This window comes from Pseudarthrobacter sp. IC2-21, from assembly GCF_034048115.1.
Taxonomy (GTDB): domain Bacteria; phylum Actinomycetota; class Actinomycetes; order Actinomycetales; family Micrococcaceae; genus Arthrobacter; species Arthrobacter naphthalenicus.
In genome coordinates this window covers 3,402,813-3,428,645 of record NZ_CP139145.1, presented here as the reverse complement: position 1 = coordinate 3,428,645, position 25,833 = coordinate 3,402,813, and the positions used below count along the sequence as shown (strand labels likewise).

Annotated in this window: 23 protein-coding genes; 13 read left to right on the top strand and 10 right to left on the bottom strand. The window is 67.0% G+C overall.

Annotated elements, in window-relative coordinates:
- Positions 1-8 precede the first annotated feature (8 nt).
- From SBP01_RS15790 to SBP01_RS15780, 3 genes are all read left to right on the top strand, one after another.
- A complete protein-coding gene (locus tag SBP01_RS15790) occupies positions 9-725 on the top strand; it encodes a tyrosine-protein phosphatase (protein WP_320536422.1) in 717 nt (238 codons plus the stop codon).
- 104 nt (positions 726-829) lie between these two features.
- Positions 830-3,043 (top strand): S1 family peptidase, encoded by a 2,214-nt coding sequence (locus SBP01_RS15785; protein WP_320536421.1) that lies wholly within the window; start codon positions 830-832, stop codon positions 3,041-3,043.
- 62 nt (positions 3,044-3,105) lie between these two features.
- Positions 3,106-3,513 (top strand): VOC family protein, encoded by a 408-nt coding sequence (locus tag SBP01_RS15780; RefSeq protein WP_275213289.1) that lies wholly within the window; start codon positions 3,106-3,108, stop codon positions 3,511-3,513.
- Between the two features lie 73 nt (positions 3,514-3,586).
- Here SBP01_RS15780 and SBP01_RS15775 read toward each other — a convergent pair whose 3' ends face one another.
- Complete coding sequence (locus SBP01_RS15775) at positions 3,587-3,874, bottom strand: hypothetical protein (RefSeq protein ID WP_320536419.1); 288 nt, start codon at positions 3,872-3,874, stop codon at positions 3,587-3,589.
- 134 nt (positions 3,875-4,008) lie between these two features.
- A complete protein-coding gene (locus tag SBP01_RS15770; protein WP_320536418.1) occupies positions 4,009-5,361 on the bottom strand; it encodes an MFS transporter in 1,353 nt (450 codons plus the stop codon).
- Positions 5,362-5,785: 424 nt separating this feature from the next.
- Here SBP01_RS15770 and pta point away from each other — a divergent pair, with 424 nt between their 5' ends.
- The 4 genes from pta to SBP01_RS15750 all read left to right on the top strand — a co-directional run bounded on the left by pta (position 5,786) and on the right by SBP01_RS15750 (position 11,872).
- A complete protein-coding gene (pta, locus tag SBP01_RS15765; protein WP_275213293.1) occupies positions 5,786-7,912 on the top strand; it encodes a phosphate acetyltransferase in 2,127 nt (708 codons plus the stop codon).
- Positions 7,913-8,007: 95 nt separating this feature from the next.
- Positions 8,008-10,770, top strand: coding sequence for a LuxR C-terminal-related transcriptional regulator (locus SBP01_RS15760; RefSeq protein WP_320536416.1), 2,763 nt, complete (start codon positions 8,008-8,010; stop codon positions 10,768-10,770).
- Positions 10,771-10,902: 132 nt separating this feature from the next.
- Complete coding sequence (locus tag SBP01_RS15755; protein ID WP_275213295.1) at positions 10,903-11,601, top strand: hypothetical protein; 699 nt, start codon at positions 10,903-10,905, stop codon at positions 11,599-11,601.
- Between the two features lie 55 nt (positions 11,602-11,656).
- Positions 11,657-11,872: a hypothetical protein gene (locus SBP01_RS15750; RefSeq protein ID WP_320536415.1), complete on the top strand. Its 216-nt coding sequence runs from the start codon at positions 11,657-11,659 to the stop codon at positions 11,870-11,872.
- Here SBP01_RS15750 and SBP01_RS15745 read toward each other — a convergent pair.
- A complete protein-coding gene (locus SBP01_RS15745; RefSeq protein ID WP_275213297.1) occupies positions 11,869-12,135 on the bottom strand; it encodes a hypothetical protein in 267 nt (88 codons plus the stop codon). The genes SBP01_RS15750 and SBP01_RS15745 overlap by 4 nt on opposite strands.
- Positions 12,136-12,283: 148 nt before the next feature.
- On the opposite strand from SBP01_RS15745, the gene SBP01_RS15740 reads away from it, so the two are divergent.
- The 4 genes from SBP01_RS15740 (at position 12,284) to SBP01_RS15725 (ending at position 15,576) form a co-directional block, all read left to right on the top strand.
- The gene (locus SBP01_RS15740; protein ID WP_275213299.1) at positions 12,284-12,727 is read left to right on the top strand and encodes a hypothetical protein; all 444 of its coding nucleotides are present in this window, start codon (positions 12,284-12,286) and stop codon (positions 12,725-12,727) included.
- Positions 12,724-13,029 (top strand): winged helix-turn-helix domain-containing protein, encoded by a 306-nt coding sequence (locus SBP01_RS15735; protein WP_275213300.1) that lies wholly within the window; start codon positions 12,724-12,726, stop codon positions 13,027-13,029. Before SBP01_RS15740 ends, SBP01_RS15735 begins: the two co-directional genes overlap by 4 nt.
- A gap of 84 nt (positions 13,030-13,113) precedes the next feature.
- Positions 13,114-14,274 carry an acetate kinase gene (locus SBP01_RS15730; RefSeq protein ID WP_320536413.1) on the top strand — a complete coding sequence of 387 codons (1,161 nt, stop codon included), beginning with the start codon at positions 13,114-13,116 and terminating at the stop codon, positions 14,272-14,274.
- A gap of 117 nt (positions 14,275-14,391) precedes the next feature.
- Positions 14,392-15,576 (top strand): metallophosphoesterase family protein, encoded by a 1,185-nt coding sequence (locus SBP01_RS15725; protein ID WP_320536412.1) that lies wholly within the window; start codon positions 14,392-14,394, stop codon positions 15,574-15,576.
- Positions 15,577-15,601: 25 nt separating this feature from the next.
- Here SBP01_RS15725 and SBP01_RS15720 read toward each other — a convergent pair whose 3' ends face one another.
- From SBP01_RS15720 to SBP01_RS15705, 4 genes are all read right to left on the bottom strand, one after another.
- Positions 15,602-15,970 (bottom strand): hypothetical protein, encoded by a 369-nt coding sequence (locus tag SBP01_RS15720; RefSeq protein ID WP_320536411.1) that lies wholly within the window; start codon positions 15,968-15,970, stop codon positions 15,602-15,604.
- Between the two features lie 13 nt (positions 15,971-15,983).
- On the bottom strand, positions 15,984-17,960 hold the full coding sequence (locus SBP01_RS15715) for an amino acid transporter (protein WP_320536410.1): 1,977 nt from the start codon (positions 17,958-17,960) through the stop codon (positions 15,984-15,986).
- Positions 17,961-18,062: 102 nt separating this feature from the next.
- On the bottom strand, positions 18,063-18,746 hold the full coding sequence (locus SBP01_RS15710) for a response regulator (protein WP_275213306.1): 684 nt from the start codon (positions 18,744-18,746) through the stop codon (positions 18,063-18,065).
- Positions 18,743-20,368, bottom strand: coding sequence for a DUF4118 domain-containing protein (locus SBP01_RS15705; protein WP_320536409.1), 1,626 nt, complete (start codon positions 20,366-20,368; stop codon positions 18,743-18,745). Before SBP01_RS15705 ends, SBP01_RS15710 begins: the two co-directional genes overlap by 4 nt.
- Before the next feature lie 56 nt (positions 20,369-20,424).
- On the opposite strand from SBP01_RS15705, the gene SBP01_RS15700 reads away from it, so the two are divergent.
- Complete coding sequence (locus SBP01_RS15700; RefSeq protein WP_275213308.1) at positions 20,425-20,976, top strand: GNAT family N-acetyltransferase; 552 nt, start codon at positions 20,425-20,427, stop codon at positions 20,974-20,976.
- A gap of 37 nt (positions 20,977-21,013) precedes the next feature.
- Here SBP01_RS15700 and SBP01_RS15695 read toward each other — a convergent pair whose 3' ends face one another.
- The 3 genes from SBP01_RS15695 to SBP01_RS15685 all read right to left on the bottom strand — a co-directional run bounded on the left by SBP01_RS15695 (position 21,014) and on the right by SBP01_RS15685 (position 24,772).
- Positions 21,014-22,213: an FAD/NAD(P)-binding oxidoreductase gene (locus tag SBP01_RS15695; protein WP_320536408.1), complete on the bottom strand. Its 1,200-nt coding sequence runs from the start codon at positions 22,211-22,213 to the stop codon at positions 21,014-21,016.
- Positions 22,214-22,217: 4 nt separating this feature from the next.
- A complete protein-coding gene (locus SBP01_RS15690) occupies positions 22,218-22,424 on the bottom strand; it encodes a DUF2945 domain-containing protein (protein WP_320536407.1) in 207 nt (68 codons plus the stop codon).
- A 104-nt stretch (positions 22,425-22,528) separates the two neighbouring features.
- Positions 22,529-24,772 (bottom strand): S9 family peptidase, encoded by a 2,244-nt coding sequence (locus SBP01_RS15685; protein WP_320536406.1) that lies wholly within the window; start codon positions 24,770-24,772, stop codon positions 22,529-22,531.
- Positions 24,773-25,404: 632 nt separating this feature from the next.
- Here SBP01_RS15685 and SBP01_RS15680 point away from each other — a divergent pair.
- The gene (locus tag SBP01_RS15680; protein ID WP_275213314.1) at positions 25,405-25,827 is read left to right on the top strand and encodes an Hsp20/alpha crystallin family protein; all 423 of its coding nucleotides are present in this window, start codon (positions 25,405-25,407) and stop codon (positions 25,825-25,827) included.
- Positions 25,828-25,833: the final 6 nt, after the last annotated feature.

Genomic DNA, 25,833 nt, shown 5'->3' with positions numbered 1-25,833 from the left:
CTGTGCGGGTGGAGAAACGAGGGGATCCCGTGGGCTGGGACGGGGCGGTTAATGCCTGGCGCGTTGCCGGCGGCGTCTACCGCATGGGCCGGCGCGAGTGGCTCACCGAAGCCGGGTGGCAGCAGGCGTACGACGACGGCGTCCGCACCGTGGTGGATCTGCGTCACCCCCGCGAGGCGCTGCGCCGGGACACGGACCCGGTGATTGCCGATCACGCGTTTGCCGGCATGAACATTGTCATCGCCCCCACTGAAGAACCCGATGATCCTCGGTTCACCGCCGTCTGTGGGCCCTACCTCAACGATCCGGCCCACTACCTGCATAATGTCAGGCTCTACCCGCAGAAAATTGTTGCCGTTTTCCGTGCCGTGGCTGCTGCCGCGGCAGGAGCGGTGGTCATTCACTGCGCGGCCGGGCGGGACCGCAGCGGTCTGGTGGCGGCCATGATCCAGGATCTTGCCGGCCACCCCGACCAGCGCATCGCCGACGGGTACGCGCAGGCCGCCCGCGGAATCAACGAGCGCTACCGCACGCACGGTCCGCCGCACGCGCGCGAACGCTACTTGCCCGACGCCGATCTGGCGCCGCTGCTGGAAGAGCGCGGCCGGGCCGTGGTGACGTTCGTCCGCGAACTGGACAGCCGGGCATTCCTGCTGCAGAACGGGCTGTCCCCGCAAGAAATCGGTTCCATTGAGCGCCTCGCCGCCGGGCAGGTACCCTTGTGACCTAAGTGGCCAGTGTGACAGATGGTGACGGTACCGTGAGAAATGGTTACCGCTCATGGGCGCAGTGGGCGTAATTGGGCGGGACGAGCGGAACGGCTATCCGAATGAAACGAGTTTTTGCGGCGGGAACAGTGGCCGGCCTGGCTTTTGCCCTGGGATTCGGCGTTGTCCCGGCCGTGGCCGTCCCGGGAGCGGCCGTTTCGGAAACCACCACGTCCACCGTCAGCGTTCCCCCGGCTGACCGTCCCTCAGCCGGACCGTCCGAGGCCGGCCTCTCGGAAGCGCTGCTTCATGATCTGGGCATGAGCCTGGCGGAGTTCAACGCCGCAGGGGAACTTGGCCACCGGGCAGCCGACGCCCTCAAGACCCTGCAGGTGGTTCCCGGCTTTGTGGGCCTCAGCCTGAAGGACGGCGGAATCCTGGTCCAGGGTACCGGCCCCGCCCTTCAGTCCGCGGTGGATGAGCTAAACCAACCGGGCCCGTCAGCCTTTGTGCTGGTTGCGCCAACACCCGTTGAACCCGCCGCAGGGACCTCTCCGGCGGCCGACGCCGCCCCGTCCACCTCGAAGGCCAGCGCCCCGTCCGAGGTTCAGCCCGAACCCGCTCCTTCCGCGCCGGAGCTGGTGGCACAAAATATTGATCAGCTGTTTCAGGCCTACGTGAGCGATGTGGGGACCCGGGGCCTTCAGGCCGTGGCCTTCACCGACGGGCACTTTGTGATCCGCACGGGTTCCGTGAATACGCCGGAATCTGACGTTCCCGCCACGTCCGGCGCCCTGTCCTCCCCGGCGGGGACCGCCCGGGCACAGGCCACCGCCGGCAAACTGACCCCTGCCCAGTTCGTGTCCCGCTACGCCAACGTCCGGCTTGAGAAGGGCGCGTCCGTCAAAACCGAGGACGATGTTCTCGGTGGCCAGGGCTATTTTCTCGACAATACGGCCAAGTGCTCCACGGGGTTCAGCGCATTCGGTCCCACAGGACTCCCGCTGGTCCTCACGGCCGGGCACTGCACTCAGGACGGTGCGGCCAAGCTCACCGGCCTTGAGCCGCTCAGCTGGGCTGCGGCTGGTGGCAGCACTACGCCGGTCCCGTGGCCGCTGCCTGCGCTGGCTCCGCTCGGCAATTTCGGGTTCAGCCAGTTCGGCGGGGCCAACAACGCCGCGGCAACGGCGGGCGGATCCGTGGTGGGCACCGACATCGCAGTCGTCAAGGACATTGCCACCGGCCTCAACCCACAGCCGGCAGCCACAACCTGGGGAGCTGCCAAGACCCCGGATTCCGTCAAGATTGTAGGGACCAAAGCGCCTGTACAGGGCGATCCCGTATGCCGGTCCGGACGCACAACAGGGTGGAAGTGCGGCGTCATTGATTCCATCGCGATCGTGATGATGCCGGGGTCCAAGAGTGTGCCGCCCGACTATGACAACGACCTGCGTCCCGTGCGCGCCTTTGACTCATCCTCCGTCACCTCGGCCGGCGGTGATTCCGGCGGCCCCTGGATCAGCGGCAACTATGCGGTGGGCACGCACACGGGAGCGGAGACTCTCGGGTCCACTCAGAAGCGGGCCATCGCCGCCACCCTCGAGGACTCCCTGGCCAGCATCCCCGGGGGAGCCCAGCTGGAAGTTTTCCTCAACAAGCCCACGGTCACCTCGCCTGCCCCGGGAGCAACGTTCGACGCCGGCCAAACCGTCACCGGCATGGTGGCGGCCGCTCCCGCCTCGGCAGTCGCGGCCGGCTCACAGGTCAAGGTCACCGTGGCGGGGAGAGCGCCCTTCCAGGTGCCCGTGAACGCCAAGGGGGCATGGTCCTTTACCGCCCCCACCGGTTCGGGGCCGCTGCGGTTCAAAGCCGAGACCGTCAACGGATTCAGTGCATCGGGAGCCGCGGAGTTCCAGTTCGCCGCAGTGCCTGAAACAGTAACTCCGGCCATCCCTCCGGTGGTCCCGCCAGCCGTTGTTCCTCCTGTTGCCCCGCCCGCCGGGACTCCGCCCGTTCCTCCTGCTGCAACACAGGCAGATCCGCCCGCCGTTGTTCCGCCGGCCGGGACTGCGCCGGTTCCGCCTGCCGCAACCCCGGCTGACCCGCCTGCCGCAACCCCTGCGGAGGTGCCCGCCGCGAAAGCGGCGCCGGCGCCCGCAGCCGGTGCCGCCGTCGTCGTACTTCCACTGGGAGCCGAACAACCCGCAACCCTGGCTAGTACAGGGGCCTCCGGGCTCTTCCTGGCCGCCGGTCTGGCGGCAGCCGCCCTCGTCGTCGGCGGGGTTCTGTTGATGGTGCTCCGGCGCCGGAAGCGGGAGCGCCCAACCTCACGGTAACCGCAAGTGATGGAGCAACAGGCGCGCCCAGGCGTAAGATCGTCCCCGTAGGAGGTGGCGAAATGAACCTAGCCCTGAACACAGCCACAACCATCCTGCCGGTAGATGATGTGGCGCGCGCCCACAGTTTTTACACTGAAAAATTGGGCCTCCCGCTCCGCGGAACCACAGAGGATGGAAGCGAGCTACTCGGTGCCGATGGCGGCCCGACGCTGCAGCTGAAGCCAGTCTCGGATGGCAAACATTCCGAGCACACCGCCCTCAGCTTTGAGGTGCGCGACATTGAGCGGACCGTTCAGGACATGGAAGCCAGAGGCGTCCGGTTCCAGGACTACAACCTGCCCAACCTGAAGACCGAAAACCATATCTGCACCACGGATTCCGAGAAGTGCGCCTGGTTCATGGACACCGAACACAACATCCTGTGCGTCCACGAAACCCTGCGGGCCGAGGCCGACTACCAGCTGTGAGGCGCCGCGCAGGTGCGGCGGCCCGGTCATCAGCCGGTGCAGGTGTCCCGGGTCTCCCCGGGGTTCCCCGTGCTCAGGCTTCCGCACCGCCGTGCAGGCCGTCGTCGCTGCTGTCATCGGAGGGGCTGGTGCCGGTGTCGGTCAGGTCCATGTTGCCGCGCGCTTCCTCCATGGTGGGACCGCCACGCGGCACGCTGTAGGTGTCCGGGCGGATGCCGTGAACCTGTTCCTCGATCAGTGCCTGCTCCTCACTGAAACGGATGACGTTGGCCTCGTCACCGACGTCGCCGGGGCTGTCCTCCCTGAGGGTGGAGGGATCGGGAATGATGAACCCGGGGTCCGGCTCTTTGTGCTGACTCATGGCGGCCTTCCTTAGGTTGTGGCTGGCTCTGTCCCTCCACCGTAGCGCCCCGTGGTGCCGAAGAACACAAAAGCGGTGGACCACCCCGGGGTGGTCCACCGCTTTTTCGTGACGGAGCTCGAGTGAAGCAGCGGTTAGCTGGCGTTTTCCTCCAGCGTGAGGTCCCGGTCCCTGGTCTCGGGGGTCTTGATGGCCTGGAACAGGGAGATGCCCACGATGATCATCATGTAAACGGCAATGGGCCAGTAGGAATTGGTGGCCCACGCCAGCAGGGCGGAGCAGATGATGGGCGCGATGCCGCCGCCGAAGATGGCGGAGAACTCACGGGCAATCGCCACGCCGGCGTAGCGGTACTTGGAGCCGAACAGCTCCGCGTACATGGCCGACTGGGTCGCGATGCCGCCCTCCACGGCGAAGGTGAAGCCCACGGCGTAGACCAGGGCGATCAGCCAGACGTTGCCCGTGCTGGTGAGCCAGAACGCGGGGAAGGAGAACAGGAAGAGGAACGCGAGGATAAAGACGTTCACGGGCTTCCGGCCCCAGCGGTCGGTGGCCCGTCCGGCGATGAGGGCCGCGGGGATGGCGAACAGGCCGCCCATGGCCAGCATTTGGGGGATCAGGGTCTTATCGATGTTGACGACCGAGATCAGGAAGGTGCCCAGGAACGCCTGGTAGATATACGAGTGGGCGTGTGTGCCCATGTTGATGAGGAAGACCTGGCGGAGCGGACGGCGGCCCTTCTTGAGCACCTCGGAGACGGGGGAGGCCGCCTCCACGTGCTCCTTCTTCAGCTCGGCGAAGACCGGGGATTCCTTCATGTTGCGGCGGATCAGGTAAGCCGCGATTGTCACCAGGGCGCTGGAGAGGAACACCAGACGCCAGCCCCAGGACTCGAGGTCTTCGCGCGGCAACAGCTGGACCAGGATCCACGCGCCGGAACCAAAGACGGAGCCGACGGCGGCGCCCGCCCAGACGAGCGAGGTCATGGCACCGCGCTTGCCCTTGGGTGCAAATTCGGCGAGCAGCACCACGGCGCTGGCCATTTCGGCGCCGGCGCCGAAGCCCTGGATGAAGCGCAGGACGGTCAGCAGGATTGGAGCCAGGATGCCCACGGATTCGTAGGTGGGCAGCAGGCCCATGGCGAAGGTGGCGGTTCCCATCAGGGCCAGCGTGGCCACGAGAACGAACTTGCGCCCGATTTTGTCGCCGTAGCGGGAGAAGAACAGGCCGCCCATGGGCCGGGCGATGAAGCCGACGGCGTAGGCGCCGAAGCTGGCGATGAAGCCGACTGCGGGGGAGACGTTGGGGAAGAACAGGGTGTTGAAAATGATGGCGGTGCCAACACCGTAAACAACCATGTCGTAGTTTTCCAGCACGGTGCCAATGAAGCCGGCCCAGCCGGCGCGGCGCAGTTCGGTCTTGTTGACGGCCGCCGGGTGAAGCGCGCCGTGTGTCTGGGTGCCCGTAGGCGAGGGGCTTTGCGTCATTGCTTTTCCTGTTCTGAGACGGCGCCCACAGCTCCGTCGACGCGGGTATTACCGTATAGCAGGAAACCAGCTTTTGGCAATCGGTTGCCCAAAGTTGCGCAAAGTTGCCAAAGGAGGGGGCGGCGGCGGCGGGGAGCACTCCCGGCGCCGCCCGGCGCAGTCCCGCCGCCGCCCAGTGCAGTCCCGCCGCCGCCCCGCCCCCGACCCTGGCGACGCTCTCTCACTTAATGCGGGTTTTTCCCAAGCGCTCTCTCACTTTCCTCAAGAAAGTGAGCGAGCGTCCCCGGAAAACCGACGTTAAGTGAGAGAGCATCCCCAGAAAACCCGCATTAAGTGAGAGAGCGCTGGGGCTGGGGGAGATCACCTGTGCACGCCCGAGGTGCAAGGATGGTTGTACCTGCACCAGCACAGCAAAGGGCGGACCATGGCCAAAGGCATTTACGTCAGCGCAACCACTCCGGGCTCGGGCAAATCCCTGATCGCCCTGGGCCTCGCGGACACACTTCACCGGCACGCGGACCGGATCGGCTTCTTCAAGCCGGTGGTTCACGGCCCGGATGCGGCCGAAGACCCCATGGTGGCGCTGATGAAGGCGCGTTTCGGACTCGACGACGACCGGTGCCGCGGTGGACTGACTTCAGGCGAGGTGCGCGCCCTGCTGGCCGACGGGAAACGGGCCGAGATCGATGCCCGCTGCGTGGAGATCTTTGCCGGGATCGCCCGGCACTGCGACGTGGTGATCGTGGAGGGGACGGACCTGACCGGTCAGGACGCCGCCGTCGAATTCGACCTCAACGCCCGGCTGGCCAACAACCTTTCTGCCCAGGTAGTGGCCGTGGTGGGGGCCAAGGGGCTCAGCGTGGCGGAAGCTGCGGCCGCCGTCGAAGTTGCCCGCAAGGAACTGATCGCGGAGAAGTGCTCGCTGCTGGCCATCATGGTGAACCGCGCCGACGCGACGTTAGTGGACAGGATCGCGGCCGAGGTGAAGGTGGGAGTCTCCGGCCGGCCGGTGTATGTCCTCCCCGAGTTGGAGGAGATCGCCCGGCCCACCACCGGCGAGGTGGCCACAGCGCTGGGTGTGCGGCAGATCGCCGGCCGTGCGGACATGGAACGCGACGTGAAGGACATCAAGGTCGCGGCCATGAACGTGGGCAACTTCCTGAACGTCCTGGATGAGGGCGCCCTGGTGATCGTCCCGGGGGACCGTGCGGACGTGATGGTGGCCTGCCTGGCGTCGTCGTTCTCGCCGGAATTTCCGGTGCCGTCTGCCCTGATCCTCACCGGCGGCCTCGCGCCGGACGCCAACATCTATCCGCTCCTGGCGCAGGCGCCGTTCCCGGTGTTTTCCGCCGGCGAGGACACCTACATGACGGCCAAGCGCGTCTCCGAAGTCCGCAGCGAGATCTGGTCCGGGCACCGCCGCAAGGTGGCCTCCGCCCTGGGCCTGTGGTCCAAGCGGGTGGACGAGGCAGAGCTTGTGGAACGCCTGCACCTGCCCCGCCTGGAACGGATGACCCCGCTGCGGTTCCTGCACGACCTCATCGAGCGGGCCCGCGCGCAGCGCCGGCACGTGGTGCTGCCGGAAGGGACGGACGTGCGCATCCTGCGCGCCGCGGAAATCCTGCACCGCCGCGACGTGTGCGACCTGACCCTGCTGGGCCCCGAACCGGATGTCCGGGAGCTTGCCGCGGCCAACGGCATCGACCTGTCCGGAATCAACATCGTGGACCCGGCCACCTCGGAGCTGCGCCAGAAGTTTGCCGAAAAGTACGCCGAACTGCGGGCGCACAAGGGCGTGGACCTGGCCAAGGCGCTGGAAATCATGCAGGACGGCAGCTACTTCGGGACCATGATGGTCCAGCTGGGCGTGGTGGACGGCATGGTCTCCGGCGCCGCGCACACCACCGCGCACACCATCCGGCCCGCGCTGGAGTTCGTGAAAACCCGCGACGGCGTCAAGATCGTCTCCTCGGTGTTCCTGATGCTCATGCCGGACCGGGTGCTGGTCTACGGCGACTGCGCCGTGAACCCGGACCCCAACGTTGAGCAGCTGGCGGACATTGCGCTGGCCTCGGCCGAGACCGCCGCGCAGTTCGGCGTGGAACCCCGGGTGGCCATGCTGTCCTACTCCACCGGCGGCTCCGGCTCCGGCGAGGCGGTGGACGAAGTCCGGCAGGCCACCGAACTGGTGCGCCAGCGCCGCCCGGATCTCGCCGTCGAAGGCCCCATCCAGTACGACGCCGCCGTGGACGCCGCCATCGCGGAGTCCAAAATGCCCGGCTCCACCGTGGCAGGGCAGGCAACCGTGTTCATCTTCCCGGACCTGAACACCGGCAACAACACGTACAAGGCGGTGCAGCAGAGCTCGGGGGCGGTCGCCGTCGGGCCCGTCCTGCAGGGGCTCCGGAAGCCGGTCAATGACCTCTCCCGCGGCTGCACGGTGGAGGACATCGTGAACACCGTGGCCATCACGGCCATCCAGGCGCAGGTTCCGGCGGACAGCAACGCGGGGTCACTTAAAGTCCCCTCCGCAGGTAACTTTGGGCGTTAAGTGACCCCGCGTTGGGGCGAGGGTTCAAACTCAAACGCCCGACGGCGGCACCTGGCTGAGTGCGGGCGTCGCCGCCCTGCGCGGGACGGATCCGGATGAAACGCTCGATGATTGCCACCAAGCTGTATGTTCCCGCGCCGCGCCGCGGATTTGTGGCACGCCCGCGGCTGCGGGAGAAGCTTCGCCGCGGCGCGGAGTCCGGGCTGCTGCTTGTGTCCGCCCCGGCGGGGTTCGGGAAGACCGCCCTGCTGGCGGACTGGCTGGGTGCGGCCGGTGAGGGCCGCCGCGTTGCCTGGCTTTCGCTGGAGCCCGCGGACAGCGAGCCGGCCACTTTTTGGACGTATGTTGCAGCGTCCCTGCAGGAGGCGGTGACCGGCGTCGGGGCAGGGGCGCTGGAGCTCCTCGGGACCTCCCCATCGGCCACCGAGCTGGTCATCACCTCCCTTGTGAACGACCTCGCTGAAGTGGCAGAGGACGTCTGGCTGGTGCTGGACGACTACCACGCCGTGGACAGCCAGGCAGTGCGCGCCGGCATGACCTACTTTGTGGAGCACCTGCCGCCGCACGTGCACGTGGTGCTGAGCACGCGCTCGGACCCTGACCTGCCGCTGTCCCGTTGGCGGGTGCGGGGTGATCTGGCCGAGATCCGCGCCGCTGACCTGCGGTTCACCCCGGAAGAGGCTGCCGCCTACTTCAAAGATGTTGCGGGGCTGGACCTGGACCCGGGGCAGGTGTCCACCCTGGAACAGCGGACGGAGGGCTGGATTGCCGCGCTCCAGCTGGCCGCACTTTCGCTCAGGGACCGCAACGACGCCGCCGGGTTCATTGAGCGCTTCGCCGGGAACGACCGGTACATCGTGGACTACCTGGTGGAGGAAGTCCTGGAGCATCAGCCGGAGTCGGTCCGCAGTTTCCTGCTGCACACCGCTGTCCTCGGCAGGCTCACCGGCCCGCTCTGCGACGCGGTGACCGGCCGCGAGGATGGAAGCGCCACACTGGTGGCCTTGGAACGCGCCAACCTTTTTGTCATCCCGCTGGATGACCGGCGCGAGTGGTACCGCTACCATCACCTCTTCGCCGACGTGCTGCGCGGACGCCTGCTCGGTCAAGAGCCCGGCCGGATTCCAGTGCTGCATGAACGCGCCAGCCACTGGTACGAGTCGCACGGCCACCTTGAGGACTCCATCCGGCACGCGCTCGCCGGCAAGGACTTTGACCGGGCCGGGCACCTGGTGGAGCTGGCCGTGCCGGTGCTGCGGCGTAGCCGCCAGGATGCCGTCCTGTTTGGCTGGCTCAGGGAACTGCCGGACGCTGTCATCCGCCGGAGCCCGGTGCTGAGCGTGTTTTATGGCGGCATGCTGATGAGTGCAGGCGAGCTCGGGGGTGCGGAGCAGCGGTTTGACGACGCCGACCGTGGGCTGGCCGACGCGGCCTCCGCCGAACCGGCGCACCGCCCTGCAACCGACGAGGAGCTGATGCTCCCGGCCACGATTGCCATCTACCGGGCCTCGCTCGCGCAGGCCAGGGGCGATGTGGCAGGCACCGCCGCCCACGCCCGGAACGCCTTGGCGTTGGCGGGTCCCGGCCACCACCTTGCGCGGGGTGCCGCGGGCGCCTTCCTCGGCCTTGCCGCATGGGCGGAGGGCGACGTGCGCCGTGCCTTGGAGACGTTCACGCAGGCTGTTGCGAGCCTGCGCGCAGCCGGGAACCTGCTGGACGAGCTCAGCAGCACGGTCATCCTGTCGGACATGTGGCAGGCTGCCGGCCGGCCGGGCGAAGCGCGGCGGATCTGCGAGGCTGCGCTGCACGAGGCGAACACCCGCGGCGACGCCCTGGCCCGGGCGGGCGCGGAACTGCACGTGGCCCTGAGCGAACTGTGCCGCCAGTCCGGTGACCCGGGCGGCGCCATCAAGCACCTCGACGCCGCCGCGGCCTTCGTGGAACGGGGGCCCATGACCGAAAGCCGCTACCGGTGGTTTGTGGCCAAGGGCCTGGTTGCCCAGGACGAGGGCGATCCAGGCCGCGCCCTTACATACCTGGACCAGGCCGAGCAGCTTTTCCGGCCCGGGTTCTTCCCCGCAGTGCGCCCCGTCCCGGCCATCAAGGCCCGCGTCCGGATCCGCCAGGGTGACCTCGCCGCGGCCGCCGCCTGGGCACGTGCCGCCGGGGTTACGGCCGCTGACAAAGCCGGCTACCTGCACGAGTACAGCCACCTCACCCTGGTCCGGCTGCTCATCGCGCAGCAGCGGAAGCAGCCGAACACCCCCGTTGCCGCGGGTGCGCTTGACCTGCTGGACCGGTTGCTCGCGGACGCGGCCCCATCCGGCCGTGCGGGCAGCGTGGTGGAAATCCGCCTGCTCCAGGCCCTCGCGCATGATGCGCTGGGCGACACCCCGCGCGCACAGGAGGCGCTGGCGTCTGCGCTCACCGGGGTGCCCGAGCCGGAGCAGTACGTGCGGCTGTTCCTCGGCGAAGGGCCGCCCATGCTGGCGCTGCTGCGCGGGGCTGTGCGTGAGTCTGGTGATGCTGCAATGGACGACGGCGGGGCTGCCGCCCACGCGCGGCGTCTGCTCGCCCTGGCTGCGCCCCCGCACCCGCTAGCCTCGGGTTGGGTACCATCGCGCCCGGAGCCGTCGCGCCCAGGTGAGGAGCCCCCGTCGGACGTTGACCCGCTGAGCGAGCGGGAACTGCAGGTTCTGAGGCTCCTCGACAGTGAACTGAGCGGGCCGGAGATCGCCCGCGCACTGTTCATTTCGCACAACACGCTGCGCACGCACACCAAACACATCTTCACCAAGCTCGGCGTCAGCAGCCGCCGGGCGGCCGTCCGCCGCGGACGTGACCGCGGCCTGCTCTAACCGGTCGGCCGGTCATAGCAGGTTCACCCTGTCAGTCACATCATGGGGTGACGCGCGCTCACCCCGCCGCTCCTTACCTTGGAATCAGCCGGCAGCATCCGCCGCCGCACCATACAAGCCAGGGAGCCCCACATGTCCATTACCACCACCAAGCTCACCCGCTGGGCCGGCCTGTCCGCGGCCGCCGCGGGCCTGCTGTTCATCGGCGTGCAGATCAACCACCCGCACCTGGACGCGGCATTCGCCACCACCACCGAATACACGGTCCGCCAAAGCCTGAAAGTGCTCATGGCCGGCCTGTCGCTCATCGGCATCACCGGGATGTACCTGCGCCAGGTGGCCCGGGCCGGAGTGCTCGGGCTGGTGGGCTACCTCGTGTTCGGTGCCGGCTACCTCATCATGCTCGGCATGGAGCTCATCGGAGCCGTGGTCCTGCCGACCCTCGCCCGCACGGAACCCGGCTACGTCAACGACGTTTTCGCTACCGTCATGGGCGACCCCGTGGCCGGCGATATCGGCCTGATGTTCGGCCTGAACCTCGCATCCGCCGTCACGTTCCTCGGCGGCGGACTCCTCTTCGGCATCGCACTGTTCCGCGCCAGGGTGCTCGCGCGTTGGGCTGCGGCACTGCTCGCCGTGGGGGCCGTGGCAACCCTGGCCCTCCCGCTGCTGCCGCAGGTCAACGACAGGCTGTTCGCGCTTCCCATCGGCGTGGCGCTGATCGGCCTGGGGTACTCGCTGTGGAGCGGGCTGCGGACGACGGCGGACCGGGACAGTGCGGGGGCCGTCGTAACGCCGGTGAAGCCGGTCCAGCCGGAAAGTGCGAAGTGATTCCGGGGGCGGCGCCCCGTGCGAGGGCATGATGAGCGCCATCCCCAATCAGCAAGTGCCCGCCCGGTACGACATCCGTATCGGCGGGCACCTGGACCAGCACTGGTCGGCCTGGTTCGACGGCCTCGTGGTGACTCCGGAAGCTGACGGCACCACAGAACTGAGCGGATTCGTGGCCGATCAGGCCGCCCTGCACGGGGTGCTCACAAGGATCCGGGACCTGGGGCTCGTCCTCATCTCCGTGCAGGCCGTGGAGAGTGGAGGGCCCTAGCTGTTCTCCGGCTTGGCGACGCTCTCCGGGTCCTCCTCTTTGGCCGGCTCATCGGACAGGCCCTCAGGCGTAAGGTCCAGATCCTGCGGATTCTCCGGCTGTTCCGGGGCCTCGCCCACTTCCGCGGCCTTGGGCTTTCCGGTGTCGTCCAGGGCCGGGTTGGCACCTTCGACGGTGGTGGGGTCCTTGGTGCCTGACCCGGTGGTGCTGGGTTCCTCGGCGGTGGTGTCTGAGTTGTCGGGCTGAGTGGTGTCGTTCGGCATGGAAGTCCCTCTCTGCGTAGTGCAACGTGTCCACCGACTCTATGCAGGCCCGGGCCGCCGGCGCAATGGGGTTAGGAAAGTACTTGACTCAATGGAAAGTACTTTCCTATAATTGGCGCATTGGAAACCGCCACGGAAAGGCAACACCATGGACGAGGCAACCCGAAACCCCACCCCTGCCGAGGCGCACGAGCTCCTGGCGAAGGCGCAGTCAATCAGTGCCACCTCCGTCAACGCTGCCGCGTGGCCCGTTGCCATGGTCTTCACCAGCCTCGCCATCCTGGGCTCCATGCTCATGGTCGGCATGCACATCGTGTCCCACACCGGTTACGGGGCTCCCATCCTCGCTACCGCCGTCGGAATCTGGGCCGCGGCCACGGCCTGCATCTGGCCCATGTTCCAGACGTCCACCAAAGCCGGGTACACCAAGCGGTTCCTGACGTCTTTGATTGCCTACATGGTCCTGTACGGCGTCGCACTGGGGGCGGGAGTCAGCCTCTTCCGCGACGGAAACCTCTGGTATTACGCAAGCGCCGCCGTCGTACTCGCAGGAGTGGGCCTGACAGGTGCCTTTCGCGAGTTGCGGGCATGAGTACGGCCGCGGATCATCCACGCCACCGGCTCAACGACCTCATCCACGCGCCCGTCCGGTTCTCCATCATGGCCGCTCTCGCGGGTGCAGAGTCGATGGACTTCAAGGACCTGCGGGACACCATCCAGGTCAGCGACTCCGTCCTCAGCAAGCAGTTAGCCGTCCTCGAAAAAGCCGGCTATGTAAAGATCCGCAAAAGCTTTGCGGGCAAGATGCCGCGCACCTCGGCGAGCGTGACTGCCGGCGGGCGCACAGCGTGGGAGGAACATCTGCAGACCCTCCGGGACATCGCGGGAGGCTGACATCACCTTCGGAGGTGCCGCCTAACCCGCGCCGCCCCCACCTATAGTGGCAATAACCACGCCAGCAAGGCTCAGGAGGCCCGCATGCTTGTGCTCGTCATCAATTCCGGCTCTTCCTCGCTCAAGTACCAGGTGCGCGATGTCGCCGCCGGCAGTGTGCTGGCCGAGGGGCTGATCGAGAAGATCGGCATGGGCACCGGCGGTGGCGGGGACGGCGAGATTGAGGGTCCGCGGGACCATGCGGAGGCGCTGGAGCAGGTGGATGCGGCCATCCATGCGGAGCTCCCCGACCTGAAGCTGGGAGCCGTGGGTCACCGGGTGGTGCACGGCGGCGAGCGGTTCGGCGAACCGGTCCTGATCGATAACGAGATCACCCGCGCCATCGAGCGCCTGAACCCGCTGGCCCCGCTGCACAACCCCGCCAACGTGCTGGGGATCCGTGCCATCAGCAGGAAGTGGCCGGACCTGCCGCAGGTTGCCGTGTTCGACACCGCCTTTCACCGCAGCCTCCCCGAGCACGCGTGGCGGTACGCCGTCCCCGACGAGCTGTACACCAACCACGGCATCCGCCGCTACGGCTTCCACGGCACCTCCCATGAATACGTCACGCACCGCGCCGCCGGGCTGCTGGATCTTCCCGTGGAAGAGTTCGACGGCGTCATCGCCCACCTGGGCAACGGCGCCTCCGTCACGGCCATTCGGGGCGGCAAATCCGTGGACACGTCCATGGGCTTCACACCGCTTGAGGGGCTGGTGATGGGCACCCGCTCGGGCGACGTTGACCCCTCCATCCTGGTGTTCCTCGGCCGGGCAGGCTGGACCCCGGAGGACATCGACACCACGCTGAACCGCGAATCCGGGCTCAAGGGCCTGGCCGGCAACAACGACATGCGCTCCGTGGTGGAGGCCTCCGAGGCAGGCAACGCCAAGGCAACCATGGCGCTCGCGGTCGCGTCCTACCGGCTGTCCAAGTACATCGGCGGCTATCACGTGGCCGTCGGCGGCGCGAAGGCGCTCGTTTTTACAGCGGGGATCGGCGAGAACTCGCACCAGTTCCGTGCCCTGGTCGCGGACAAACTGGGCGCCTTGGGCATAGCGCTCGACGCCGGCCTGAACAGCCAGCGTTCCAAGGAACCGCGCGTGATTTCCACACCGGAGTCGGCCATTCCTGTCCTGGTGGTGCCCACCGACGAGGAAAGGGCCATCGCGGAGGCGACTGCCGCCGTCGTACAGCCCGCAGACTGAGCGCACGCGGAATACCGTAAGTTCACTGTCAGTTCCGGGGCCGGATGCTTGGTTCCCCTATCGTCTGCGGGGTAAGGCGGCACCAAAACCGGCCCGCCACCGCAACGAGAGGGACCAGTGAATTCACGCATCAACCAGCCCACACTCAGCAGGCGAGCGGCCTTGGCAGCAGCCGGAACGCTCGGGGCGCTGGGACTTACGGTGTCCGCTGCAGGCGCCGGCAAAGCCGCCCCCGGTGGGAAGGTGCCGAAGCCCACGCTGGCGTTCCGCCCGGACGGCAGGTTCAAAGTGGTGCAGTTCAACGACACCCAGGATGACGAGCAGACGGACCGGCGAACCATCGAGCTGATGGACCGCACCCTGGATGCGGAGAAGCCGGATTTCGTAGTGATCAACGGCGATGTGATCAACGGCGGCTGTGACACGGAATTGGACGTCAAGCAGGCACTCAACCACGTGGTCAAACCCATGGAAAGCCGCAAAATTCCGTGGGCCGTAACCTTTGGCAACCACGATGAGGACTCTGCGCAGAAAACCGGGATGACAGAGGCCAGGATGCTTCAGTTTCTGCAGAGCTACGCCTACAACGTCAACGCCGACTCGGTGCCGGGCCTGACCGGAACCTCCAACTCGCAGCTACTCGTCCAGTCCTCACGCTCGAAGGACCCTGCATTTGGCCTGTGGCTGATCGACACCGGCCGGTACGCGCCGGACGCCATCAACGGCCAGAACTTCGAAGGCTACCCGGACTGGGACTGGGTACGCATGGACCAGGTCACGTGGTACCGCAACCAGTCGATCGCCACGGAACAGAAATACGGAAGAAAAGTACCCTCCCTCATGTGGGGCCACATCGCCCTGCACGAGCACCGGAACATGTGGTTCGCCAGCATCGACTCACGGACGGACGCGGACCACGCACGCGCCGTCGCCAAGCACAGCATCGTCGGCGAGCGCAACGAGGATGAGTGCCCCGGTCCCTTCAACTCGGGCCTTTTCAATGCCTTTCTGGAGCGTGGGGATGTCCGCGGATACTTTGTGGGGCACGACCACGTCAACACCTACGTGGGTGATTACTACGGCGTGCAGCTCGGCTACGGTCCCGGAACGGGATTCGGCGCTTATGGGCTGGACGGTGCGGAGCGGAACCGGCTCCGTGGGGCCCGCGTCTTCGAACTGGACGAGAGCCATCCGGGTATCTACAAGGACACCCGGCTGGTCTTCGCGAAGGACTTTGGCATTGACCTGACAGCGAACGACCAGCCCATCGTTCCGGTCCCGCTGGACCAGGCCCAGAGCTGACCGCAACCCTATCCGCTGCTCCGGCTTAGCCGGGGCGGGGGATGCGGGCTGCCACGTCCGCGGCGTCCTCCAGGCTGACCGGAGCGTCCTGCCGGAAGGCGGCGTCGGCGTCGACTTGGAGCACGTCCGCGGCCAGGACCCGCACGTGGACGAGCTCGTCGTGGGTCGCGGTGCAGGCGAGCACGTCCCCGCGAACGTGGGTGTGGCGGGGGTCCGTCCCGGGGGTCTCCTGGAAAATGACCCACCACGGGTCGCCGTCGGCATCCTTGAACAGGATGCCGCCACGGGGCAGATACGCGGAGCCGTCCACGCCGCGGCCCTGGAAATCCGCCACTTCCTCGGGTGGAGCTGCGAACCTGACCCCGCCCGCTCCGCCTGCCTCACGCCAGTTCATGGTCCGGCGCCCGTCAGCCGACGTGGACCCAGGGGCGGTTGGTGACCTCGGGCACGGCCTCCCGCAGCACTTCCCTGGTGACCGGTGCGATCTCACCCTCGCCGAGGAACAGGAAGCGCAGGAGGTTGGTCACCGGATTCCCTTCGGTCCAGCGGAAATAGATGTGCGGCATCAGCCCGGTCACGTCCCGGATGTGGAGCAGCACCGAAGCGATGGTGTTCGGCACCACGGGGCCGTGGACCTCCAGGATCCGGTAGCCGTGCCGTTCCACGCCGTGGACCTGCAGCTCGGTTTCGAAGTCCGAGGAGTCGTCCACGATGACCTCGAGGAACAGGGCCTGGTGGTTCAGGGGAAGATGGCTGACCTCGATCGCCGAGGTGAGCTTGTCCTCGTACGCCTGGGCGCTGGTCCGGAGCGGTTCGTGGGAAATGATGGCCAGGGGGCCCTCCACCACCTCAGACATGAATTCCAGCGCCTGCCGGTCCATGTGCACGTGGGTGGCATGCAGCTCGAAGGAGCGGCGGACCCGGGACAGCAGGGAGATGATGATGATCCCGGCGATAAAGACGGCCGCGATCCGGATGCCTTCGGGGCGCTCGAAGATGTTGGCGATGGTGGTGTAGATGAACACCACCGCGATGACGCCGAACCCGACCGTGCGTTTGCGCTGCCGGCCGCGCCGGGCGGAGAGCGTGACCGCCACGGCGGCAGAGGTCATTAGCACCAGCACACCGGTGGCGTACGCACCGCCCTGGGCATCGACGTCGGCCTTGAACAGGAAGGTGATGAGGAACCCGATCAGCGTGAACACCAGGACCAGGGGCCGGACGGCCTTGGCCCAGGCCGGCGCCATGCCGTAGCGCGGCAGGTACCGGGGGACCAGGTTCAGCAGCCCGGCCATGGCGGAGGCGCCGGCGAACCAGAGGATGGCGATGGTGCTGATGTCGTACACGGTGCCGAAACCGACGCCCAGGTACTGGTGTGCCAGAAAGGCGAGGGCCCGGCCGTTGGCCTGTCCGCCGGGCTGGAATTCCTGCTGCGGGATCAGCACCACGGTGATGAAGGACGTGGTGACCAGGAACGCGCTCATGATCACCGCAGCAGTGGTCAGGAGCCGCCGGGCGCCCTTGATCCGGCCTGCGGGGTTCGCCTCGGTGTCGGTCTCCGCGCCGCGGATCTGCGGCATGACGGCCACCCCGGTTTCAAAACCCGACAGGCCCAGCGCCAGCTTCGGGAACACCAGCAGCGCGATTCCGATCACCATGAACGGGTTGCCGTGGGACGTGGTCAGCGCCTGCCACCAGTCGCCGATGGCAACGGTGTGGGTGAACACCTCCGCCAGGGTCAGGACAACCACGATCGCGTTCAGCCCCAGGTACAGGGCCACCAGGACAACTGCGACGCCGATGGCCTCCTTGAACCCGCGCAGGAACACGGCGGCGAGCAGAGCCAGCAGGAACAGCGTGACCGCGATGTTCTGCCCCGCCAGCCAGCCCGGGGCCAGCGGGTTCTGGATCAGGTGGGCCGTGGCGTCGGCCGCGGACAGGGTCATGGTGATCATGAAGTCCGTCGCCGCGAAGCCGAGGAGGATCAGGACGAAGAGTTTGCCGCCCCAGCGCGGAAGGAGCCGCTCCAGCATGGCGATGGAACCTTCGCCGCGGTGGCTTTCCCCGGCCACTCTCCGGTACACCGGCAAGGCTCCGAGCAGCGTGACCAGGACCAGCACGATGGTGGCCAGCGGGGAAATCACGCCTGCAGCCAGGGCCGCGATGGCCGGCTGGTAGCCGAGGGTGGAGAAGTAGTCCACACCGGTCAGGCACATGACCTGCCACCAGCTGTGCTTCTTCTCGTGGGCGGTGGTCACCCCGCCCGGGCCCTGATGCGCACCCTTGCTGTCCTGCAGCCCGAAGAGCAGCCAATTACGCAGGGCGGTCTTGCCGTGCGGACGCGGGGCCGACGGGTCTGTCGGGGTCCTGCTCAAGGTGGTCATGGAGTCCTTTCCGGGCGGCACTTGCACGCTCGAGATCACACTCCGAAGCTAACACCGGCGAAAATTGCCACCCCGCGAAAGAACAAATTATTGACGAATCCTTTACGGCTCGAAGCGGTACCCCATGCCGGCTTCGGTGAGCAGGTGCCGGGGCCGGGCGGGGTCGGCTTCGAGCTTGCGGCGCAGCTGGCCCATGTAGACCCGAAGGTAGTGGGTCTCGTTGCCGTAACCCGGGCCCCAGATCTTCGCCAGCATCTGCTGCTGTGTGATGAGCCGCCCCGGGTTCCGGACCAACAGCTGCAGGATGCCCCACTCCCGCGGGGTTAGCCGCACCGGTGCGCCGTCGCGGGTCACCTTTTGGCTGGCCAGGTCCACCTGGAAGTCCCCGACGTCGATGTTCCCGGGCTGTTCGCCGCCGTCCGAGGAACCGAGCCGGCGTTCGGCCACCCGCAGCCGCGCCAGGAGCTCGTCCAGCCCGAACGGTTTGGTGACGTAGTCATCGGCCCCCGCGTCGAGGGCCCTGACCTTGTCCACGGATCCGTGCCGGGCGGACAGCACGATGATCGGTGTGTTGCTGGTGCGGCGGATCCTGGTGATGACGTCCACGCCATTGATGTCCGGCAGGCCCAGGTCCAGCACGATGATGTCCGGCCGGCTGTTCTCGGCATGCAGGAGGGCGGCGGCTCCGTCCAGTGCCGTGAGCACGCTGTACCCCTCGGCATGCAGGTTGACCTGCAGTGCGCGCAGGAGTTGGGCTTCATCATCCACGACGAGCACCGTCCTCATCGCCGGCCCGCCTCTGTGGAGCGTCCGTCAGCCCGGGACGTGAGGTGCGCGTTCTCGGGTCCGCTGGAGAGGGGCAGGCGGATGACCATCGTCAGGCCCCCGCCGGGGGTCGGCTCCGCGGCGAGCTGGCCGCCCATGGCTTCGGTGAAACCCTTCGCGACGGCGAGGCCCAGGCCGATGCCCAGGCCATCCGGGGCGTCGTCGAGCCGCTGGAAGGGTTCGAACATGCTCACGACATTGGCGGCGGGAACCCCCTGGCCGTGATCGACGATCCTCAGTTCACCGCACGGACGGCCCTCCAGGGTGGCCGCTGCGGTTCCGCTCGCGGGCCCCACGATGACCACATCCGAGCCGGGCGCGTATTTCAGGGCGTTTTCCGCAATGTTGGCGATGACCCGCTCCAGCATCCCCAAGTCAGCGTCGATAAGCGGAAGGTTCTGAGCGAGATCGACCCTGATGGCGCCGTCGGGAATTCCCCGCAAAGCCTCTTCGATCGCATCCCGCCACGTCACCGGCGCGGTGAGGGGCGCAGCGGATCCGCTCGAAATCCTGGACATGTCCAGAAGGTTGCCCACCAGGGATTCGAGCCGGTCTGAATACGACTCGATGGTCTCCAGCATTTCGGCCTGGACCTCCGCCGGGAGCCGCTTGTTTTGCCGCCGCAGGGCCGTCACGGCAAGCTTGATTCCCGCCAGCGGTGTCCGCAGGTCATGGCTGACGGCGCGCAGGATGGAGGTCCGGATGCTGTTGCCCTCGGCCAGCTTGGCTGTCTCGCTCAGCTGGTGCTGCAGCGACTGGCGCTGGCGCAGCAGGAGGAGATGGGACCCGTAGGCGGTCAGCAGGCGCCGGTCTCCCGGCGACAGGGCCCTGCCGGTGACCACCAGCGCCGTTGCCGGGTTCGGAAGTTCAACGGCACCGGCAGCGGGATCCTCGGAGCCGGGCGGCGGGGGAGGCACCTCGCCGGAATACGCCTGAAGCGCCCAGCCTCCGCTGTACTCTGCCTGCCGGTTGTCCGGCTGCCGGTTCTCTGTCTGCCGGTTGTCCGGCTGCTGGCCGTCCGGCCGGGTGTAGAGCCCGGCGGACCGGACCTGGAAAGTATCCCGGACTTTGGTGAGGAAAGCCGCCACGGTGTCGTCCTGGATCAGCGCATCCCGGGCCAGATCAGCGAGGGTTGCCGCCTCGGACCGTGCCCGGGCGGCCTCGCGGGCGCGCCGGGCCGAGAGACCCACCAGCAGGGACACGGCAATGGCCGAGCCGAGGAAGACCAGCAGCGCGAAAATGTTCTGCGGATCCTTGACGCTGAACGTCCCCACCGGTTCCGTTTCGAAGTAGTTGAGCAGCAGGGAATCCAGCAGCGCAGCCACCACCGCCGGCCACAAGCCGCCGATGAAGGCCACCGCCATGACGCCGGTCAGATGGACCAGCACATGGGTGGCGAGATTCAGATCCGGGGCGAGGGAAAGAACCAGGGTGGCGAGTGCCGGAAGGAGCACGGCGAGGATAAAGCCGGCCGTCGTGCGGGCACGGCCGAGGGTCAGCGGGGCTCGTTTGCGCGGCAGGGCGATGGTTCTGCCCGCGCCGCGGGCCCCGCCCGGAAGAATGCGATGAATTCCCTTTGCCACAGTGACAGTCTGTCAGCTTTGATCGAGCTGAGGGCGCATGGCGTAGCCTTCACTCCATGCCGGAAATTACCCTGCCCCTCCGAACGGAACGGTTGGTCCTGCGCCGCTTCGAGGGCCGCGACCTGGACACCTTCCACGCCTACCACTCCCTCCCGGAAACCGCCCGTTTCCTGCCCGGGCCGGCGAAAAGCTACACCAAGTCAATGGAGTCCGTGGGCAAGTACGCCAACTTCAGCTTTGACAAGGAGGGCGACTGGATCTGCCTGGCCATCGAGGCGGCGGACGGTCCGGGACTCCTGGGCGAAGTGGTGCTCAAGTGGGTGCCGGGCCGCGGGCAGGCCGAAGTGGGCTGGACCCTGGCTCCGGAGGCGCGCGGACAGGGCTACGGAAGCGAAGCGGCAGCGGCCGTACTGGACCTGGGATTCGGCGAGCTGGCTTTCCACCGGATCGAGGCGCGGCTCGATGCCCTCAACACCGCATCGGCCGCCCTTTGTGAACGGCTCGGCATGCGACTCGAAGCCCGGCACGTGGACAAGTGGCACTACAAGGGCGAGTGGGCCACCGAACTGGTCTACGCGATTTTGGCTGACGAGTGGCACAGCCGGTGAAGGCCCGCCACACGTCCGCCCGGGTGAAGGCCCGCGGCTACGCCCGGCCCTTGAGGATCAGGTTCCAGTAGACCTGGGGGAAAACGTCGCGGTCCACCACCCATGACGCCCGGCTTTCCTTCCACGTGGGCACCTTAGGGATGGTGGGTTTGGGCCGGTAGTCGGCGTCGAACTCGGCGAACACCACCGTGGAGCGGGAGACGGTGAACGGACACACTGCGTAGCCGTCGTACTTTTGGGTCGGGGGCGTCCCCTTGCGGGCTGCCACGAGGTTCTTGGCAAGCACCTTGGTCTGCTTGCGCAGTGCGCCGCCACACTTGGAATTGGTGGTTGCGGCGGCGTCCCCCAGGGACCAGACGTTGGGGTAGCGGACGTGCTGCAGGGTTGCCGGGTCCACCTGCACAAACCCGCCGCCGTCGCCGGGGGCGGGCAAATCGGTGGCCTTTAGCCAGTCCGGGGCAGACTGCGGCGGGACCGCGTTGAGGACGTCGTAAGGGATTTCCTCGGTGGTGCCCGCCGCGTTGTCCCGGACCAGTGCGGTCCGTCCGAGGGCGTCCACGGCCGTGAGTTCGCTGTTGAGGCGCAGCTCGATGCCGTACTCGGCGATCTTCCGGTTGAGTTCGTCGTCGACGCCCGGGACGCCGTACACGGTGGGATAGGGCTGGACCATGATCACCCGGATGGCATCGAGGACTCCGTGGTCCTGCCAGTAATCGCAGGCCAGGTACATGGGCTTCTGGGCCGCGCCGGCGCACTTGGCCGGTCCGGAGGGCATGGTGAACACCGCGGTGCCGGCCTTGAGGCTGCTGAGCAGCGTCCAGGTTTTGGGGGCAAGATCGAACTCGTAGTGGGACGATCCGAACGGCGAATGGACCGCGGCTTCGAGGCCCGGAACCTTGTCCCAGTCCAGCTGCAGTCCCGGGCAGACCACCAAGTGGCTGTAGGTCACCTGGTCGCCGGAGTTCAGTGTCACCGTGTTGGCGGCGGCGTTGATCACCCAGGCCCCGTCCCGGATCCAGGCGACCCCCGGCGGAGTGACGGAGGCCTGCGGCCGGATGGCCTCCGCCGCCTTGGCCTTTCCGCCGGCAATGTGGGAAAAGAGCGGCTGATACAGGTGGTGGTCTTTGGGTTCGACGACGGCGAGGTCAGTGACGCCGTACCGGCGCAGCCGTGCCGCCAGGGAAATCCCCGCGTTGCCGCCGCCGACGATGAGCACCTCGTGATGCGCGTCAGCCATGGCCTCAGCCCTTCTCGGTCAGAGCCGCGGCTTTGTGGGCCGCGCGGGCACCGGTTTTGGCGGACTCCACAACGTACTGCGGTTCTGCTTCGATGGCCCGGTGCGTGTGTCCGTCCAGTTCAAAGTCGCTGGTCTTCTTTTCCACGATTTTGCCGTGCGTGGGCCCCTGGGACGTGTTCCATTGCACGGAGGTTCCTTTGCGTAGCGACATGTCTGCTCCTTCGGCCCGGGCGGGAAACAAGCTGCACCCAATGGTAAGCATGATTAGTATTCCGGGTCACCGGCCCGGGCCCCCCTGATTGGAAAGGGGTGGCGTTACTTCAGGCCGGCGCCCGGGAGCAGCTCCGTGGCGCCGAGCGAATCGGCGATGAACGCGTAGTCCCAGGCGCGCTCGCGCCATTGGACGTACCGGCCGGAGGCGCCGCCGTGTCCGCCGTCCATTTCGATCTTCATCACGATGGGCTCGCTGCCGGTGGTCTTGTTCCGCAGCTCCTGGACCCACTTGGCCGGCTCCACGTAGAGCACGCGGGTGTCGTTGAAGGACGTCACCGCGGCGATCTTCGGGTAGGCCACCTCCCGCACGTTCTCGTACGGCGAGTAGGAATTCATGTACGCGTACACCTCAGGGTCCGTGATCGGGTTGCCCCATTCCTCCCATTCCAGGGCGGACAGCGGAAGTTCCGGATCCAGGATGGACGTCAACGGGTCCACGAACGGCACCTGTGCCACCACCGCGGCGTACTTTTCCGGCGCCAGGTTGGCCACCGCGCCCATCAGCAGGCCGCCCGCGGAGCCGCCCATGGCCGCAATCCGTGAGGGGTCCACCCAGCCCGAGTTCGCGAGCCAGTCGGTGGCGGCCACGAAGTCCGTGAACGTGTTCTTTTTGGTCAGCTTCTTGCCGTCCTCGTACCAGTGCCGGCCCAGCTCGCCACCGCCGCGGATGTGGGCGATAACAAACACCACCCCGCGGTCCAGCAGGGACAACCGCGCGATGCCGAAACCGGGGTCCATGCTCAGCTCATACGAGCCGTACCCGTAAACCAGGCCCGCCGCCGTCGAATCCTGTTTGATGCTCTTGTGCCGCAGGACGGAGAGCGGGATCCGGGTGCCGTCCGGCGCGTCCGCCCATTCCCGGGTGGCCACGTAATCGGCAGCGGAGTAGCCGCCCAGTACGGGGCTTTCCTTGCGGAGCAGCAGCTCGCCGGCGGGCTGATCCGGAGTGGGCAGGACAAAGTCGTACACGCGCGACGGCGTGAAATAGGACGTGTAGCCCAGCCGGATCACCGGCGCCTCATAGTCGGATCCGCCCACGCCGGCCGTGTACAGCTCCTCGTCGAAGGCGGGCTCCACGGGGGCCTCCTGTGCGGGGGTGCCGAGGCCGGAAAGTCCCATCACCTGCACCCGTTCGATGGTGTCCTTTCGGACGGAGACGATCAGGTGCGTGGAGGTGACGCCCGCACCGTTGACGCGGACGTCGTCGGAATGTTCGACGACGGTGCTCCAGTGCTGCTCGGCGAGCGGCTTGGTGAGCTCGGCCGGGTCAACCAGGGAGACCATGGAGTTCACGGCGTTCCGGTTGTGCGTGATGAGGATGCGCTCCTGCTTTTCCCCGTCGGCGCCCTCGAGGAGGAAGGGTTCGGCCTCGTACAGGACGCGTTCGTCGCGGGAAATCACCGTGGTGATCGCCGCCGTCGGGTCATCGAAGCGCAACAGGCGCGTCTCGCTGTACTCGGAGCAGCCGATGCCCAGCACGAGGTAGCGCCTGTCCGAGGAGAGCTCAAAGCCCAGCCACATGGCGACGTCGTCCTCCTGGTAAATCACCTCGTCCTCGGTGACGGGCGTGCCCAGGACGTGGGCTTTCACCTGGTAGGGGCGCCACGAATCGTCCACCACCGTGTAGAAGATCCGGGTGCCGTCGGGGGAGAAGCTGACGCCGTAGAAAACGTTCTCGATGACGTCCGGCAGGAGCTCGCCGGTCCGCAGGTCCTTGATGTGCAGGGTGAAGCGTTCATCACCGGCGTTGTCCACGGCGTAGGCGAAGAGGTTGCCGTCCACGGTCACCGCCGAGCCGCCCACGGAGAAGAACGGCTGACCCTCGGCCTCCACGTTCCCGTCCAGCAGCACTTCCTCACCCGGGATTTCGACGCCGGCCTCCACCGCCGGGGGAGTCCAGTCCGCCACGCGGTTGCCGGTGTCCTGGGCCCGGACGCGGCACTGGATGCCGTATTCCTTGCCCTCCGCCGAGCGGCTGAAATACCACCAGCCGTCCTTGCGGTTCGGGACAGACAAGTCTGTCTCCTGCGTGCGGCCCTTGATTTCCTGGAAGATGGCCTCGCGCAGCGGCTCCTGGTGCGCGGTGACGGCCTCCTGGTAGGCGTTTTCGGCCTTCAGGTGCTCCACAACCTCCGGTGACTCCTTGTCGCGCAGCCACTCGTAGTTGTCCACGAAGGTATCGCCGTGGTGGGTCCGCACGTGGGGGACCTTCTTGGCGACCGGCGGCCTGGGGGCGGCGGAATCGGGGGCGGAACCGGCGGAATCCTGCAGCGGAGTCTGAGTCATTCCTTCAATATAGAGACCCCCGCAGACAAAGGGCACGCCCGTTCGCTACCGGGGTAGCGCCGCCCCCGCTTCCCCCTGCCCGCTTCGCCTCCCCCCGGACGCTCTCTCACTTAACGTGGGTTCTTCCGAAACCCTCTCTCACTTAACGTGGGTTTTTCCGAAACCCTCTCTCACCCGACCCGGCCCTGCCCGGGGGTGCCCTTCGGCCCTGCGCCCAGGTGTCTGGGAACGGACAAAAGTTACCCGCGGGGACCCCTTGAACAGCCCATTATGCGGGTGCTAAAACGGCATTACCGGGAGGATCCGAACGCGTGGTTTTTCATCTGCCTCTTGAGGGCGATTCGCCGTTTGGGCACGCCACAGCGCCAGATCGCGCATCGGCAGTTGCGGGTGACCCTCCCGATACGGTGACCCCCGGCCTCGCCGGGGGTCATCCGCATGTCCGGCTACCGTGCGCGGCTACCGTGCGATGAGGCCGGTCAGCGGCTGACCATCCGGAGAGCAACTCCTTCCTCAGTTGGCCCTCAGTGCGGGCTTGCGCACGAATAGGTCTAGGTGCTATAAAAAATCTATATCAGCCACTACAGATCGGCTGGTTCACTTGTGAGTCACCTATGACGAGGAGGAAAGTCATGTTGATGCGTACCGATCCCTTCCGCGAACTGGACAGGCTGACCCGCCAGGTCCTCGGAACCAGTGCGCACCCTGCTGCCATGCCCATGGACGCCTGGCGGGATGACCATGAATTTATCGTGGCGTTCGACCTGCCCGGAGTCAGTCTGGACTCCGTGGACATCGACGTGGAACGGAATGTCCTGACCGTCAAGGCCCAGCGCCCCGAACCTGCCGGGAAGGACGTGGAGATGCTCGCCTCCGAACGCCCGCGCGGCACTTTCAGCCGTCAGTTGATCCTCGGTGACACCCTGGACGTTGACCAGGTGAAGGCAGCTTACGACGGCGGTGTGCTCACCTTGCGGATACCGGTCGCCGAGAAGGCCAAGCCACGGAAGATCGAGATCGAAACGAAGGAGCCGCAGCACCAGATTGCCTCGTAGCTGGCC

Coding starts and splice junctions, on each gene's coding strand:
- SBP01_RS15785 (WP_320536421.1), top strand. CDS start 830: ATGAAACGAGTTTTTGCGGCGGGAACAGTGGCCGGCCTGGCTTTTGCC.
- SBP01_RS15780 (WP_275213289.1), top strand. CDS start 3,106: ATGAACCTAGCCCTGAACACAGCCACAACCATCCTGCCGGTAGATGAT.
- SBP01_RS15775 (WP_320536419.1), bottom strand. CDS start 3,874: ATGAGTCAGCACAAAGAGCCGGACCCCGGGTTCATCATTCCCGATCCC.
- SBP01_RS15770 (WP_320536418.1), bottom strand. CDS start 5,361: ATGACGCAAAGCCCCTCGCCTACGGGCACCCAGACACACGGCGCGCTT.
- pta (WP_275213293.1), top strand. CDS start 5,786: ATGGCCAAAGGCATTTACGTCAGCGCAACCACTCCGGGCTCGGGCAAA.
- SBP01_RS15760 (WP_320536416.1), top strand. CDS start 8,008: ATGAAACGCTCGATGATTGCCACCAAGCTGTATGTTCCCGCGCCGCGC.
- SBP01_RS15755 (WP_275213295.1), top strand. CDS start 10,903: ATGTCCATTACCACCACCAAGCTCACCCGCTGGGCCGGCCTGTCCGCG.
- SBP01_RS15745 (WP_275213297.1), bottom strand. CDS start 12,135: ATGCCGAACGACACCACTCAGCCCGACAACTCAGACACCACCGCCGAG.
- SBP01_RS15740 (WP_275213299.1), top strand. CDS start 12,284: ATGGACGAGGCAACCCGAAACCCCACCCCTGCCGAGGCGCACGAGCTC.
- SBP01_RS15735 (WP_275213300.1), top strand. CDS start 12,724: ATGAGTACGGCCGCGGATCATCCACGCCACCGGCTCAACGACCTCATC.
- SBP01_RS15730 (WP_320536413.1), top strand. CDS start 13,114: ATGCTTGTGCTCGTCATCAATTCCGGCTCTTCCTCGCTCAAGTACCAG.
- SBP01_RS15720 (WP_320536411.1), bottom strand. CDS start 15,970: ATGAACTGGCGTGAGGCAGGCGGAGCGGGCGGGGTCAGGTTCGCAGCT.
- SBP01_RS15715 (WP_320536410.1), bottom strand. CDS start 17,960: ATGACCACCTTGAGCAGGACCCCGACAGACCCGTCGGCCCCGCGTCCG.
- SBP01_RS15710 (WP_275213306.1), bottom strand. CDS start 18,746: ATGAGGACGGTGCTCGTCGTGGATGATGAAGCCCAACTCCTGCGCGCA.
- SBP01_RS15700 (WP_275213308.1), top strand. CDS start 20,425: ATGCCGGAAATTACCCTGCCCCTCCGAACGGAACGGTTGGTCCTGCGC.
- SBP01_RS15695 (WP_320536408.1), bottom strand. CDS start 22,213: ATGGCTGACGCGCATCACGAGGTGCTCATCGTCGGCGGCGGCAACGCG.
- SBP01_RS15690 (WP_320536407.1), bottom strand. CDS start 22,424: ATGTCGCTACGCAAAGGAACCTCCGTGCAATGGAACACGTCCCAGGGG.
- SBP01_RS15685 (WP_320536406.1), bottom strand. CDS start 24,772: ATGACTCAGACTCCGCTGCAGGATTCCGCCGGTTCCGCCCCCGATTCC.
- SBP01_RS15680 (WP_275213314.1), top strand. CDS start 25,405: ATGTTGATGCGTACCGATCCCTTCCGCGAACTGGACAGGCTGACCCGC.